The following is a 13,732-nucleotide window of genomic DNA, read 5'->3' on the forward strand; positions in this document are numbered from 1 at the left end:
GCCTTTACCTTTTTTACGCAAATTCTTCTCTCAACAAACTCAATACCTTCATTATATGTTTTTTCACCGTGTTCACGCTAATTCCCAACTCATCTCCCACCTCTATATATTTTTTCCCTTGAAAATAACACCCTTCTAATACCTTACGTGTCTGAGGCGATAGAGTATTAATAACCTTCTGCACTCGTTCCAATCGTTCATCCTCATGTTCAGAAAAATTTTCAATTTCTGAATCTGTTTCCATAATTTCCAGCACATACTTTTCCACAATCTTGAGATGTCTCAACTGATTAATGCTCCTATGTCGCACCTGTTGAAAAAGAACCGCAACCCAATCAACGCTTTTCGATTGTTCATAACTTTTCCAAACGTACTCAAAAGCGTCACTTACAACATCTTCACTCGCCCCTCTATCATTAAGATAATAGTAAGCACATCGGTACAGCTGAGAGTAATTCTCCTTAAATAATCTTTCAAACTCGCACGTATTCCCTCGACTTTCTGACATAAACATATACACCAAACAAAACAAACGCAAATCTCTATTTTAGATAAAAATCTAATAATGTCCGATCCCCCAAACACATACTCAATCTATCCCCAATTTTTAAACCTCTTTGACGGAATGAATTTCCACAATAAATTAAATCTCCAATCTTCAACATGCAAAATTCCGATACCTTAGAAATTATTTTTTCCGGAGATAACAGCAATTCCCGTATTTTCATCCGATTAACTTCCAACCCATTCAACATAAAACGAAACTCCACCTCACTCAACTCGTTTTCCATCTTCTGCCATTCAGATATCGCCACCGCACCATCAAAAGAGAAAGCCATGGAGGAAGAAAGTCCTTTACCTTGTAATTCTCTTTCCAGATTATCCGCATAGAAACGGATTCCAACCCCCACCTCCTCGTAATACCGTCCGGCAAAACGCTCGGCCACGTGTTTTCCGATCTTCCCAACCCGTAACACGATTTGCGGTACACAACTCAACTCCGTGGCAAAGGCCGGAATATAGAAATCATCATTGTTTCGCAGGAGGGCATTATCGCCAATGACATTATAGGCAACCTCACCCGCCTCATTATACTCCGCACAAAGTAATTTCATCTCTACAATCCAAAATTTAGAATCAAACTTTCAATGATCACAGAATCACCAATTCATCCAAAGACCGTTTCGGCACGTGGTGAGATCCATCCGTTTCCCGCCAGTACTTGTAATCACCGTCTTTCATCTCTTCCAACACCACCGTTTCTTTCGGTTTACCCAGTGCGATAACATACATGACCTTCAAATGCTCCGGCAATTGCAACACCTCTCGCAACGACTCGTTCTTGAAAGCCTTGATAATACAACCGCCATACCCTTTCTCCACGGCTCCCAACAATATAGTCTGTGCTTGAATCCCGTCATCACACAAACAGTTCTCCACGATAGAAGTATCCAACAATTGGATCAAATAAGCTGCCGGGCGTTCTCCCTCTTCCGGACCGTCCCAATCTTTTAGATAGCCAGCCCATGCTAAATTAGGAAACACCTTACCACACAAATCGGCATCCGCCACCACCTTGTATTTCAACGCCTGTGCGTTTCTTCCCGAAGCACAATACCGAGTCAGTCCGACCAATTCCGCCAATTCCTCCCGTGTGATCCGAACGTTCTGAACAAAACGACGGTAACTTCTATTTTTTAATAACAGTTCTTTCAGCATAAATCTATATTGAATCTAATGATTAAATTGTAAATTTGTTCCGAAACAAAAATAGTAATAAAATATGAATTCGTTTCTTCATCTCCTGGCAAAAGATCTGATTCAGAAATATGGCCACAATTTTGACAACCTAACCATTCTGTTCCCGAACAAACGAGCCGGACTATTCTTAGCTCAAGAACTGGCCCAACTGATTGATCGTCCCGTGTGGATGCCGGAAATACTGACGTTAAGCGAATTCATTGAACGCCAGACCGGACTGAAAAAAGCCGAAGAACTGACTCTTATCATCAAACTTTACAAGACCTATCAAGAATATGCCGGAACGACCGAACGTTTTGACGATTTCTATTTTTGGGGCAATATGTTACTTGGGGATTTCGATGACATAGACAAATATCTCGTGGACGCCAAAGACCTCTTTTCCAACATCACGGCATTGAGGGAAATTGAATCCGCCTTCCCCTACCTTACCCCGGAACAGGTGGAGTTTATTCAAAGTTTCTGGCGGAGTTTCAACTCGGAAAAATACAGTCGGGAACAACAGGAATTTCTAAACGTATGGGATAAACTCTACCCGACCTACACTCGTTTTAAGGCAAAACTACTCGATGAAAACTTGTGCTACGAAGGTATGGGGCAACGTCTATTCTGCGAACAACTCTCCCAACATCACACGGATCGTCAACTGATATTTGCCGGATTCAATGCCTTGAATCAATGCGAGAAACGGATATTTTCCTATTTTCGGGACAACCGACAAGCCCTTTTTTACTGGGATTACGACTTGTACTATTCGGCAAACGACAACCACGAGGCAGGCCTTTATATCCGGGAGAATATGAAACTGTTCCCCAATGCCCTGGGACTGGAACATTTCAACAACTTCAGGTACAACGACAAAGCCATCGAGTACATCTCTGTTCCCTCAACCATCGGACAGGCCAAACTGATCCCGACACTGATTGAACAAATCCACCCAGAACGGCAAGATTCATACACGGACACGGCCATCGTCCTTTGCGACGAAAGCCTACTCACCCCAGTCATTCACTCCATTCCCGACACGATCGACAAAATCAACATCACGATGGGGTACCCGGCACAGAACACGTCTGTTGCCGCCTTGATTGCCATGCTGGGAGATTTAAAGCATTATGCCAAGAAAGAGGGAGAAATGACCCATTATTACTACAAACCGGTCATCGCCCTGTTGAACCATAAACTGATAAAAAGTTCCTGTTCGGAAGATATTCCCAAGATCACGAATTACATTAACACGAACAATATCGTGTACGTGGCAGAAAAAAGTCTTCAATTCAGCGAAATCACACGAGCCATATTCTCCTCGTCGGAAGAGAACTTACTCGATTACCTGTTGCGCATTTTGAAACAACTGATTGCTTCCATACAGCCCGAAAGCCATGAAGGACTAGCCATCGAAAAGGAATTTCTATTCACGATTTTCACGACGATTCAAGGCATTAAAAATACCTTTATCGAAGAAAATATTATCCCGGACAATAAGTTTTACCTGCAAATTATTCACAAGATATTACAAGGTGTGTCCATCCCATTCTCCGGAGAGCCGCTAGAAGGAATGCAGATCATGGGATTGATGGAAACCCGTATGCTGGATTTCAAAAACCTGATTATCCTGTCCGCCAACGAGGGAATCCTACCGAAAGGCGGACACGCCTCGTCATTTATCCCCTACAACCTGCGACTGGGATTCGGATTACCAACTCCGGAACACATGGATGCCCTTTTCGCCTATTACTTTTACCGCCTCTTGCAACGGGCTAAAAACATCAAACTATTGTACACTGATGTCACGAAAGGCATGAGTAGCGGCGAGATGAGTCGTTTCCTTTACCAGATAAAATACGAATCGGGACTACCCATCCGGGAAGTCCATTTCCAAAACAAAATATCGGTTCAGGACAACCCGACCATTTCCATCCCTAAAAATCCGTCGATCCTGGAGAAACTGAAAAGTTACACGGATGAAAACGAACGAGGGATTTCGCCATCCGCGCTCAACACGTACATGGAGTGTCACCTGAAATTTTATTTCAAATACATCGCCCGGATCAAGGAGAAAGAAGAGATGGCCGAAGAGCTGGATCACCGCCTGTTAGGGACTATTTTCCATCAAAGTACACAATCTCTCTACCAAACTTTCCCCGACGGGGAGATCACGGCTGAAGGTCTCGATACCTTGATGAAAAACGATTCACTGATTGAACAACACATTCAGGCTGCCTACGAGAAATTATACGACACGACCGTGTCCAAAATGTTGGAAAGCGGGGCCAATGACCTTGTTCTATCTGTCGTGAAAAAATACGTGAAGAAGGTTTTCGAATTTGATAAAACGTTATGTCCTTTCCACATCATTTCCATGGAAAGAAAATATCGTATGCCCGTCACGATTTCCGCTTTTGACCAGCCCACCGTGATCTACGTGGAAGGAGACATTGACCGGGTTGACCGGGTCGCCCAAGGAACCCGTGTCATAGACTACAAAACCGGAGCCGACAAAACCGATCTTAAAGATCTGCCGTCCATTTTTGATTCAAACAACAAACAGCGAAATAAAGCGGCTTTCCAAACCTTGCTCTATTGCATGATGTACGAGTACGAAAATCCGGGTACAGACCCGATTCTTCCGGGAATATACAGCACGAAGTTGCTTTTCACACCGAATTACAGCTATCTGTTGAAGTGTAACAAAGAACCGATTCATCGCTTTAAACCATACGAACCGGAATTTCAAGATCTACTCGTGCAATTATTGGAAAAACTCTTTTCACCCGAAGTACCGTTCACGCAAACGGAATTACCGGAAAAGTGCCGTACTTGCTCGTACAACGAAATCTGTAAACGGAAATAAAAGAAAGTTGGGATCATTCCGAAAAGAGTTCGGCGGGAAATAAGTCGGGATGGACGTTTCTCTCTCCATTCTCCTCCGTTTCAAAGCCACTTGAGCTGATCGAATATGATGGGTAGGGTACACGTCTTTAGTTGCCACGTACGGGCTTATTTCCCAATAAACACGCCCCGAACTCTCACGTGACACAGGTTCTATATCTGTTCTTTTGCTTTCAAATAAAAAGGAAGCCGGGATTCCAGATGCTCCCGGACAAAAAACTCCAACTCATCATCAGAATACATGGCCAACAAAGGCCGATTAGCACGTTGCCGTTTCAAGCGATCGACAATAACAAGAGATGACGTGTTCAAGAAAACAGTCGTTCCCTCTTGGTTCATATAATCCATATTGTCAAAGAAACAAGGTGTTCCCCCTCCCGTGGCCAGCACAAATTCATCCGTCTCGTTACATATCTCATGCAAGATCTCCCGTTCCCTCTTCCGGAAATACTCCTCCCCCTCCTTGGCAAAAATCTCCGAAATCGACTGTCCCTCTCTGCTCTCGACACTCTCGTCCAGATCCAGAAAAGGAAGTCCTTTATCTTTGGCCAATTCCTTCCCGAACGTGGACTTGCCACTCGCCATATATCCCACGATAAAGTACTTCATACTTTTCACTTCCGGCATTTATTCAAAATCCAACTTCATCTGCGTCTCGTCACTCAGCATATCCGGGTTCGTGATCTCGAAATCAATGTCGGTCGAAGCCGTTTCCTCGCTTTCCTCTTCCCCGCTATCCAAAGGCTCGATCTCGTTGATCTGTTTTACCTCGTAAGTCGTCACTCGCTTTCCGCGAGCCTTGTACGATTTCTCGGCAATAAACTCATCTGCAACAATCACCTCAGCCGGACGACTTTCGTAACGTCCACCAAACACAACCTCGAACCGAGGTCGCTTTTCACCGCTCAAGGCTACAAGATACGAACCTTCCGTTTCCCCGATAAACAACGTATGACGCACCACATTCTCGAAGCGGAAACGCTTCAAGTAATAGAATTGTTGTTCCGCATCAAAGAAAACAGCCGACCAGACTTTCTCCGGTTCATACTTCTCAAGCACCGAGAATCCCTCCTCGTAGTGATTACTCAAATCATAATCCGTCGTGTAGTAAGTACCGTTTTTATTCACCACCAGAATCCGGTCCTCTCCCTGGAATTCTCCCAAGTAACGGCCACGCCCGTCAGTATTCAACCGCAATACATCCTCGTCAATCCATATCTTCCGACCACCCAACGTGGACGCTCCTTTCTGTACCAGCGAAATTTTGTGAATATCATTCTTACTCAACACGTTTCCCTGCGAGTCACGTCCCTTGATCGCCAAACCTGCAAAATCATACTCGAACACCAGTTTCTTCATGCCCGGTTTCGGTTTCAAGCATACCTTGATCACCTCGGCCTCCCCGTTCGGGTTAGCACTGAAATACAGCACCCGTGATCCCTGCGTACCTTTCGTCAAGTTATATTGCTTATCGCGGGTCGTTCCCGTCACGAAGAAACGTTTCACGTAAGACGGTCCCACTTTACCATCCCGGTAGGCGACATTATATATCGTACGCTTATCATTCTTCTTGAACACATTCACGTACAGCACGTCTTTTCCCACGAACAACTTATCCGCCACCTTGGTCACGTAATACGTACCATCCTTCCGGAACACGATCACGTCGTCAATATCCGAACACTCGCAGATAAACTCGTCCTTCTTCAAAGCCGTACCGATAAAACCTTCCTCCCGGTTGATGTATAACTTTTCGTTTGCCACCACGACTTTCGTGGCCTCGATATTCTCAAAATTCCGAATTTCCGTGAGACGTTCCCGACCTTTACCGTACTTTTTCTTGATATTTTCGTAATAATTGATCGAGTAAGGAATAATATGCTCGATGTCAAATTTCACCCGGGCAATCTCCTCTTCCAATCCCTTAATATAATTCTCAGCCTGTTCCGAGTTGAACTTCAAGATTCGTTTCATCTTGATCTCCAACAAGAGCTTTATATCGTCATCCGTCACCGGACGAATCAATTCTGGCAAGAACGGTTCCAAGCGTTTCCGCACGTGAACCACCACCTGATCAATCGACTCGCTCTCCTCGAATTCTTTATCCTTGTAAATACGTTCTTCAATAAATATCTTTTCCAGAGATGAATATTGCCAATCCGTCTCCAACTCGCCCAGCTTGATCTTCAACTCCAACAACAACAAGGCCACCGTCTCGTCCACCGATTTCCGTAAAATATCGGTAATCGGCATGAAAATCGGCTTATCATTCTCGATCACGCACGAGTTCGGAGAAACCGACAACTCGCAATCCGTACACGCGTACAAAGCATCTATCGTCTTGTCGGAAGAAACTCCCGCAGCCAGATATACCAAAATCTCGGCCGTTGCTGCCGTGTTATCATCAATCTTCTTGATCTTGATCTTTCCCTTCTCGTTCGCTTTCAGAATCGAATCAATCAAGGCCGAAGTCGTCCGTCCGAAAGGAATTTCCGTGATCCGCAGAATCTTATTCCCGGCGTCTTTCTCTATCTTTGCCCGAATTTTCACCACTCCCCCGCGCAACCCATCATTATATTTCGACACGTCGATCATTCCCCCCGTCGGGAAATCCGGATATAAAACAAAATCTTCATTTTTCAAATAAGCGACACAAGCATCCAGCAACTCGTTGAAATTGTGCGGCAAGATCTTCGAGGCCAATCCCACGGCAATACCTTCCACCCCTTGCGCCAACAACAACGGGAACTTCACGGGCAACGTCACCGGCTCTCTTTTCCGACCGTCGTACGAAAGTTTCCAGTTCGTCGTTTTCGGGTTAAAAGCCACCTCCAAGGCGAACTTCGAAAGACGTGCCTCAATATAACGTCCGGCTGCCGCATCATCGCCCGTCAGGATATTTCCCCAGTTTCCCTGGCAATCCACCAACAGGTTCTTCTGTCCCAACTGCACCAACGCATCCTTGATTGAGGCATCTCCATGCGGGTGATAAGCCATCGTACTCCCCACGATATTGGCCACCTTGTTAAACCGCCCGTCATCCATCTCCTTCATCGCGTGTAATATACGACGCTGCACGGGTTTTAACCCATCATTCACATAAGGCACCGCACGTTCCAGAATCACGTAGGAAGCATAATCCAAGAACCACTTCTCGAACATTCCCGACAAATGCTGAATCGACCGCACCCGGCCGTTTTCTTCCTGTTGCTCCGGCTCCACATTCTCTACTTCCCCGTTCTCTATTTCCTCGCTCATATTAATTGAAAATTGAAAATTGCAATCTAAAATCTAAAATTCAAAATCTAAAATCATAAAATGGTTAGATTTCATCCTTCTCCACGTACAAATTATCTATAATAAAATCCTGCCGCTCGTTCGTGTTCTTTCCCATGTAATAGGATAGGATCGTACCAATCGGGTCCTGCTTTGTCATGCGTACCGGTTCCAAACGGATGTCTTTCCCGATAAACCCACCAAACTCGTCCGGAGAAATCTCTCCCAAACCTTTAAATCGCGTGATCTCCGGTTTCGGTCCCAACTGCTTGATCGCCTTCTCCCGTTCCGCATCAGAGTAACAATAGCGTGTCTCCTTCTTATTCCGCACCCGGAACAACGGGGTCTGCAAAATGTACAAATGCCCAGACCGTACCACATCCGGGAAAAACTGTAAAAAGAATGTCAACAACAATAATCGTATGTGCATCCCGTCCACATCCGCATCCGTGGCGATAATAATATTATTATAACGTAATTCTTCTATTCCATTCTCGATATTCAACGCTGCCTGCAAAAGATTGAACTCCTCGTTTTCGTACACGATCTTCTTGGTCAACCCGTAGGAATTTAACGGTTTACCCCGCAAACTAAACACGGCCTGCGTGTTCACGTCCCGCGACTTCGTGATAGACCCACTGGCAGAATCCCCCTCGGTAATGAATATCGACGATTCAGTCTTCCGCTCATGGTTGGAATTGAAATGCACCCGACAATCCCGCAACTTCCGGTTGTGCAAGCTTACCTGCTTGGCCCGTTCTCTCGCGATCTTCTGGATACCGAACATCGCCTTCCGCTCCTTTTCCGTCTCGACAATCTTGCGTAATAACAACTCTGCCGTGTCCGGATTCCGGTGCAGGTAATTATCCAGCTCCTTCGTCACGAAATCAAAAATAAAATTACGCACCGAAGGCCCCTCCGGGGCTATATCTTTAGAACCTAACTTTGTCTTCGTCTGCGACTCGAACATCGGTTCCTGTACTTTTATGCTGATCGCCGCAATAATCGAAGTACGAATATCGGCCAAATCAAAATCTTTCTTGTAAAAATCACGGATTGTCTTCACCACGGCCTCCCGGAAAGCAATCAAGTGCGTACCTCCCTGCGTCGTGTGCTGACCGTTCACGAAAGAGTAGTACTCCTCCCCGTACTGCCGTCCGTGTGTCATTGCCATCTCAATATCATTTCCCCTCAAATGAATGATCGGGTACAACCCCTCCCCACTCATATTCTCTGACAACAAGTCATACAACCCTCTCTTGGAATGTAATTTCTGACCGTTGAAATTTATAGTCAACCCGGAATTCAAGAATACGTAATTCTTGAACATGGCCTCCAGGTAATCCATGATGTAATGGTAATTACCGAACAACTCCTTGTCCGCAATGAAAGTCACCAACGTACCATTCGGTTCCGTGGTCGGGGCCACCTCCTGATCTTCCACGATCAGCGCCTTGTTGAATCGCACCCGTTTCGTCTCCCCGTCCCGGAAGGACTGGATGATAAAACTCTCGGAAAGGGCGTTCACGGCTTTTATACCAACACCGTTCAATCCCACGGATTTCTTGAAAGCCTCGGAATCATACTTGGCACCCGTATTCATCTTCGAGGCCACGTCAATCAATTTACCCAACGGAATTCCTCGTCCGAAATCCCGTACCGAAACTGTCCGTTCCTCCACCTTGATAATAATCTCGCTCCCCGCTCCCATCGCAAACTCGTCAATACTATTATCCACCACCTCTTTAACCAGTATGTATATTCCATCGTCCATTGCCGCTCCGTCCCCCAATTTTCCGATATACATACCGGGGCGCAAGCGTATATGTTCCCTCCAGTCCAGCGTCCGAATAGAATCTTCCGAATAGTTCTCTACCATAAGTTATCCATGTTTTGCACAAAAATAATCAAAACTCCGCAATTTAAAATCTAAAATCTAAAATTTAAAATCATAAATCGTAAATCATAAATCTAAAATTTATAGGAGATTTCCTTAAAGCCATATACCCGCTCATTCCCCTCCACGTCCTCCAACACCAGCTGTCCGAACTCGTTTACCCCCCGAATCGATGCCCGGAACATTCCCCGTTCATCTTCCCAATCATACACTCCCTCCCGACGGTACAACACCTTCAAAAAATCACGTTCCAACCCCTCGTAATCCCGTATTGTTTCATATCGCTTTCCAATACAATCCAGCAACTCCTCCAACGCACGCTTCACGGGAATTTCCTTCCCGATCAACTGAAACAAGGAAACCGGATTCGGTGCATCCGACAAGAAACGTTCCTGATTAATATTCACCCCGATACCGCACAAAGAACCTCCCACGTAACGCCCCATGATGGAATGTTCGATCAATATTCCGGAAATCTTCCGATCCCCCACGTAAATATCATTCGGCCACTTCACGGAACACCCGCTCACGTAACGGGAAATAAAATCACAAGCGCCCAAGGCAATCACCATCGACACGGCAAATTGTTGTCCCGCTGGTAACTCTCGCGGCTTAAACACCACCGTCATGGATATATTCTTCCCCGGCTCGCTCTCCCAATGATTCCCGACTTGTCCCCGACCTTGTGTCTGCCTATACGTCAAAATCACCATCTTATCTTCCAACTCGCTCCACCCCACACGTTCTGCTTCCGTGTTCGTGGACTCCAACTCCTCGTATTCCCTCACCCGAAAACCGCTAACTTGATATTCTTGTATCATACTTACCACATTTGTTTTTTCAAGCCAAAAGTAACTTTTTCCACCCAATTGCACAACTTTGTGTAACACACATCTGTATCATTCCCCCTCAATATTCGAGCAAAAACGAATCACAATTATCCCGATGTATCACTTGGAAGTCGCTATTTTCGTATGAATCTAAAAACAAACGAGGAATTTTCACTTTCTGATCAGGATTCCATTTAAATTCATATCCTGTTATTTTTCCATCTCGTTCCTCCACCAAATCAATTTCTTTTTGTTCTTTTGTTCGCCAAAACCATGAATTGCCCCACAAACGATTATACTCCAAAAACTTTTTCCTTTCTGATATTAAAAAATTCTCCCACAAAGCACCCCGATCAGCTCGTCCCTCAATTTGATTAAAATTGGCAATTAAAGCATTCCTGATACCGTTATCATAGAAGTATATTTTCTTACTGGTTTTCAGTTCATTTCTTAAGTTTCGACTAAAAGAATTCAATCTGAAAATAACATAAGACTGTTCTAACAAAATAACATATTTCTCCACCGTTTTTGAATCCAAGCTACACAATTGAGCCAATTCATTATAAGAAACTTGGCTACCTACCTGAAAGGCAAGAGCCTGTAACAATTTGACCAGACTATCAGGCTTATTGATTTGATCCGACATCAATACATCTTTATACAAATAACTATCAGACAATAATCTTAAAATCTCCCGTTCTTCTCCCGGACGCATCACGACTTCCGGATAATAACCAAAGATCAGACGATGCGGGATCATTCTTTTCTCATCTAGTAATCCATGCTCATCTACCATCTCGCCAAAAGAGAGCGGGTACATCTTGTACTCCCATTTTCTCCCGGTCAAAGGTTCTCCCGTTTTGGTCACCAATTCAAATGCAGAACTTCCTGTAGCGATCAATTGTACATCTTTTATTTGGTCTGTCACCAACTTCAAACGTAAACCTATATCAGGAATTCGTTGAGCTTCATCAATAATGATTATTTTTTTACGACCAAACATTGCCTTCAAACGAGTTGCCGAAACCCCTTCAAACAACGCCTGTACATCCAACTCATCGCCATTTAGCCACATAACATCCTCCCGACCTTCAAAAAGCTCTTTCAATAAAGTTGTTTTCCCAACCTGTCTAGGGCCCATTAACAATATCGCCTTACCATCAAAAAGCCTCTTTCCTATAATATCCCGTAACTTCCGTTTGATCATAGTTGCTCTATATTTTCTCCAAAAATACAACTTTTTCGGAATCAATTCCAAAAATTCTTCAACTTTTTCGGAATCAATTCCAAAAATTTTTCAACTTTTTCGGAATCACCTCGAATTTCATCGTATTTATAAACAAAAAAGCCCCGGAATTTCCGAGGCTCAATTCTTTATACAAAATTTCAAATCACTTCACGACCAAGTGTAACTTGAAATACTTTCTCATAAACAACACATACCCTATTCCCAATACGGCAACACTTCCTCCCAAACAGGCATAATGTATCCCCGGCATTGCCAGATAAGCCGCTACTATCACGGCTTGCACCCCCATATACACCAAAGAAACCACCACGTGAGGAATCTTCAACTCGTTCGCCATCAACTGGTACATATGCTTCCGATGCGGTAACCCAATATTCTCGTGTAACATCAACCGATGCACGATCGTCAACACACTATCCACCCCGTAAACCGCCAAAAATATAATATAACTCCAATCTCCCGTTTCCAAAATCAACCGCCCCAGTAAAAACAAAATCACGAAAGCAATGCTCACCGCCCCCACATCCCCGGCAAAGCACTTCGCTTTTCGCCTGAAATTAAACCCATCAAACACCAACACCGCCACCATCATCGTGTAAATCATCTTCTCGTCAACAAAAGGCACAACCCATCCATTCACGTACACCAATCCTCCCAACACCACCAGACTATACCCTCCCGTGATCCCGTTAATTCCATCCATGAAATTATAAGCATTAATGATCCCCGTGCAGACAACCAAAGCCACCAACACGTACCACCAAGGCAATGACACCATTCCCCACTGATAAAACATCAATAGCATCGCCACAAAATGCACTACCAGCCTCACCCGCTGCGTCACGGATCGCACATCATCCACGAAACTCACCCCGGCAATCAACGTCAACCCCAACATAAACCACGGAAAACTAAACCCACTAGCCACAAAATAAACCAATGCCCCCACGTAAAACACAATTCCCCCTCCCCGCAACGTAATCCTCGTGTGAGAACTCCTCTCGTTCGGCTTGTCAATAATATTAAAATAGTCCGCCACCCGAAAATAGAGCAACTCTACCCCCAGTAGCACCACAAATACCACCAAATAATACAACATGGAAACTAAAATAATAAAACAGACTCCAATTTTAATTTATTAAAGAAACAGGAAAACTTATTTTATAGAAGATAACATCTCATGAATTCTTCGGATATCCTGACGAACATCAAACACCAACACGATATAAACAAACTCACCTTGAATAAAATAAAAAACTTTGGTTTGTTTATTAATTACAAAGAACCGAAATTCATATTTCAAAAAATTACTAGACTCATACTCCTTCCCTAACAAAGGATTTCGCAAAAGATCATTTACACGCCTTGTCACTTTTCCAATAATAGAAGCTGTAATATCTTTTCCGAAAGAATTATTTAAATAAAAAGCCAATTCTTTAAAACTTTCTATTGCCTTTTTCGTCCAAATTACCTCCATCCAAGCTGGTCTTCTATATAATTTTTCACGTCTTCGGTTGTGTAAACGTCTCCTCTCTCGTGGGCCTTTAAAGCATACTCAGCATTAGCATCCAACATTTCTTCCAACAAAGTCACCTCTACAGTTTCCTTCCTCTTTGTTAAAGTTAATATATAAGCATATAACTTTTGCAAATTATTTTTATCCAAAGTCATCAGCTCCTTGAATATATTCACCCGCATTGAATCCAAATTCATCGTTTCCATCCTGTTGAGTATTTATTACTACAAATATAAGATTTTTTTCTATATCACGTATATTTACTCGAAGGTTTGGAACAAATAATCTCCAACTATCCAGCATTTACAATC

At 43.9% G+C, this 13,732-nt stretch carries 12 protein-coding genes; 1 reads left to right on the plus strand and 11 read right to left on the minus strand.

The window, feature by feature from the left end; genetic code table 11:
- Nucleotides 1-13 precede the first annotated feature (13 nt).
- From I2I33_RS07705 to I2I33_RS07715, 3 genes are read right to left on the minus strand one after another with little or no spacing between them, the layout of a single operon-like run.
- A complete protein-coding gene (locus I2I33_RS07705; protein WP_162613864.1) occupies nt 14-508 on the minus strand; it encodes a sigma-70 family RNA polymerase sigma factor in 495 nt (164 codons plus the stop codon).
- Nucleotides 509-542: 34 nt separating this feature from the next.
- Nucleotides 543-1,115 (minus strand): fumarylacetoacetate hydrolase family protein, encoded by a 573-nt coding sequence (locus tag I2I33_RS07710; RefSeq protein WP_087422427.1) that lies wholly within the window; start codon nt 1,113-1,115, stop codon nt 543-545.
- A gap of 37 nt (nt 1,116-1,152) precedes the next feature.
- Nucleotides 1,153-1,719: a nitroreductase family protein gene (locus tag I2I33_RS07715; RefSeq protein WP_087422428.1), complete on the minus strand. Its 567-nt coding sequence runs from the start codon at nt 1,717-1,719 to the stop codon at nt 1,153-1,155.
- A gap of 64 nt (nt 1,720-1,783) precedes the next feature.
- On the opposite strand from I2I33_RS07715, the gene I2I33_RS07720 reads away from it, so the two are divergent.
- Entirely contained in the window at nt 1,784-4,615 is a 2,832-nt protein-coding gene (locus I2I33_RS07720) for a PD-(D/E)XK nuclease family protein (protein WP_087422429.1), read from the plus strand.
- 191 nt (nt 4,616-4,806) lie between these two features.
- Here I2I33_RS07720 and I2I33_RS07725 read toward each other — a convergent pair whose 3' ends face one another.
- The 8 genes from I2I33_RS07725 to I2I33_RS07760 form a co-directional block, all read right to left on the minus strand.
- Nucleotides 4,807-5,280: a shikimate kinase gene (locus I2I33_RS07725; RefSeq protein WP_229128232.1), complete on the minus strand. Its 474-nt coding sequence runs from the start codon at nt 5,278-5,280 to the stop codon at nt 4,807-4,809.
- A complete protein-coding gene (locus I2I33_RS07730) occupies nt 5,281-7,911 on the minus strand; it encodes a DNA gyrase/topoisomerase IV subunit A (RefSeq protein ID WP_087422430.1) in 2,631 nt (876 codons plus the stop codon).
- Nucleotides 7,912-7,975: 64 nt separating this feature from the next.
- Nucleotides 7,976-9,808: a DNA topoisomerase IV subunit B gene (locus I2I33_RS07735; protein WP_087422431.1), complete on the minus strand. Its 1,833-nt coding sequence runs from the start codon at nt 9,806-9,808 to the stop codon at nt 7,976-7,978.
- 92 nt (nt 9,809-9,900) lie between these two features.
- A complete protein-coding gene (locus tag I2I33_RS07740) occupies nt 9,901-10,647 on the minus strand; it encodes a biotin--[acetyl-CoA-carboxylase] ligase (RefSeq protein WP_229128233.1) in 747 nt (248 codons plus the stop codon).
- An 88-nt stretch (nt 10,648-10,735) separates the two neighbouring features.
- Nucleotides 10,736-11,863, minus strand: coding sequence for an ATP-binding protein (locus I2I33_RS07745; protein ID WP_087422432.1), 1,128 nt, complete (start codon nt 11,861-11,863; stop codon nt 10,736-10,738).
- 184 nt (nt 11,864-12,047) lie between these two features.
- Nucleotides 12,048-13,001 carry an MraY family glycosyltransferase gene (locus I2I33_RS07750; RefSeq protein ID WP_087422514.1) on the minus strand — a complete coding sequence of 318 codons (954 nt, stop codon included), beginning with the start codon at nt 12,999-13,001 and terminating at the stop codon, nt 12,048-12,050.
- 60 nt (nt 13,002-13,061) lie between these two features.
- Nucleotides 13,062-13,382 carry a type II toxin-antitoxin system RelE/ParE family toxin gene (locus I2I33_RS07755; RefSeq protein ID WP_087422433.1) on the minus strand — a complete coding sequence of 107 codons (321 nt, stop codon included), beginning with the start codon at nt 13,380-13,382 and terminating at the stop codon, nt 13,062-13,064.
- Nucleotides 13,373-13,627: a hypothetical protein gene (locus I2I33_RS07760; RefSeq protein ID WP_087422434.1), complete on the minus strand. Its 255-nt coding sequence runs from the start codon at nt 13,625-13,627 to the stop codon at nt 13,373-13,375. Before I2I33_RS07760 ends, I2I33_RS07755 begins: the two co-directional genes overlap by 10 nt.
- Between the last annotated feature and the right edge of the window lie 105 nt (nt 13,628-13,732).

It is taken from the genome of Butyricimonas sp. BSD2780061689_150309_C8, from assembly GCF_015560935.1.
GTDB lineage: Bacteria > Bacteroidota > Bacteroidia > Bacteroidales > Marinifilaceae > Butyricimonas > Butyricimonas paravirosa.

Coding starts and splice junctions, on each gene's coding strand:
- I2I33_RS07725 (WP_229128232.1), bottom strand. CDS start 5,280: ATGCCGGAAGTGAAAAGTATGAAGTACTTTATCGTGGGATATATGGCG.
- I2I33_RS07735 (WP_087422431.1), bottom strand. CDS start 9,808: ATGGTAGAGAACTATTCGGAAGATTCTATTCGGACGCTGGACTGGAGG.
- I2I33_RS07755 (WP_087422433.1), bottom strand. CDS start 13,382: ATGGAGGTAATTTGGACGAAAAAGGCAATAGAAAGTTTTAAAGAATTG.
- I2I33_RS07745 (WP_087422432.1), bottom strand. CDS start 11,863: ATGATCAAACGGAAGTTACGGGATATTATAGGAAAGAGGCTTTTTGAT.
- I2I33_RS07710 (WP_087422427.1), bottom strand. CDS start 1,115: ATGAAATTACTTTGTGCGGAGTATAATGAGGCGGGTGAGGTTGCCTAT.
- I2I33_RS07720 (WP_087422429.1), top strand. CDS start 1,784: ATGAATTCGTTTCTTCATCTCCTGGCAAAAGATCTGATTCAGAAATAT.
- I2I33_RS07740 (WP_229128233.1), bottom strand. CDS start 10,647: ATGATACAAGAATATCAAGTTAGCGGTTTTCGGGTGAGGGAATACGAG.
- I2I33_RS07705 (WP_162613864.1), bottom strand. CDS start 508: ATGTCAGAAAGTCGAGGGAATACGTGCGAGTTTGAAAGATTATTTAAG.
- I2I33_RS07730 (WP_087422430.1), bottom strand. CDS start 7,911: ATGAGCGAGGAAATAGAGAACGGGGAAGTAGAGAATGTGGAGCCGGAG.
- I2I33_RS07715 (WP_087422428.1), bottom strand. CDS start 1,719: ATGCTGAAAGAACTGTTATTAAAAAATAGAAGTTACCGTCGTTTTGTT.
- I2I33_RS07760 (WP_087422434.1), bottom strand. CDS start 13,627: ATGGAAACGATGAATTTGGATTCAATGCGGGTGAATATATTCAAGGAG.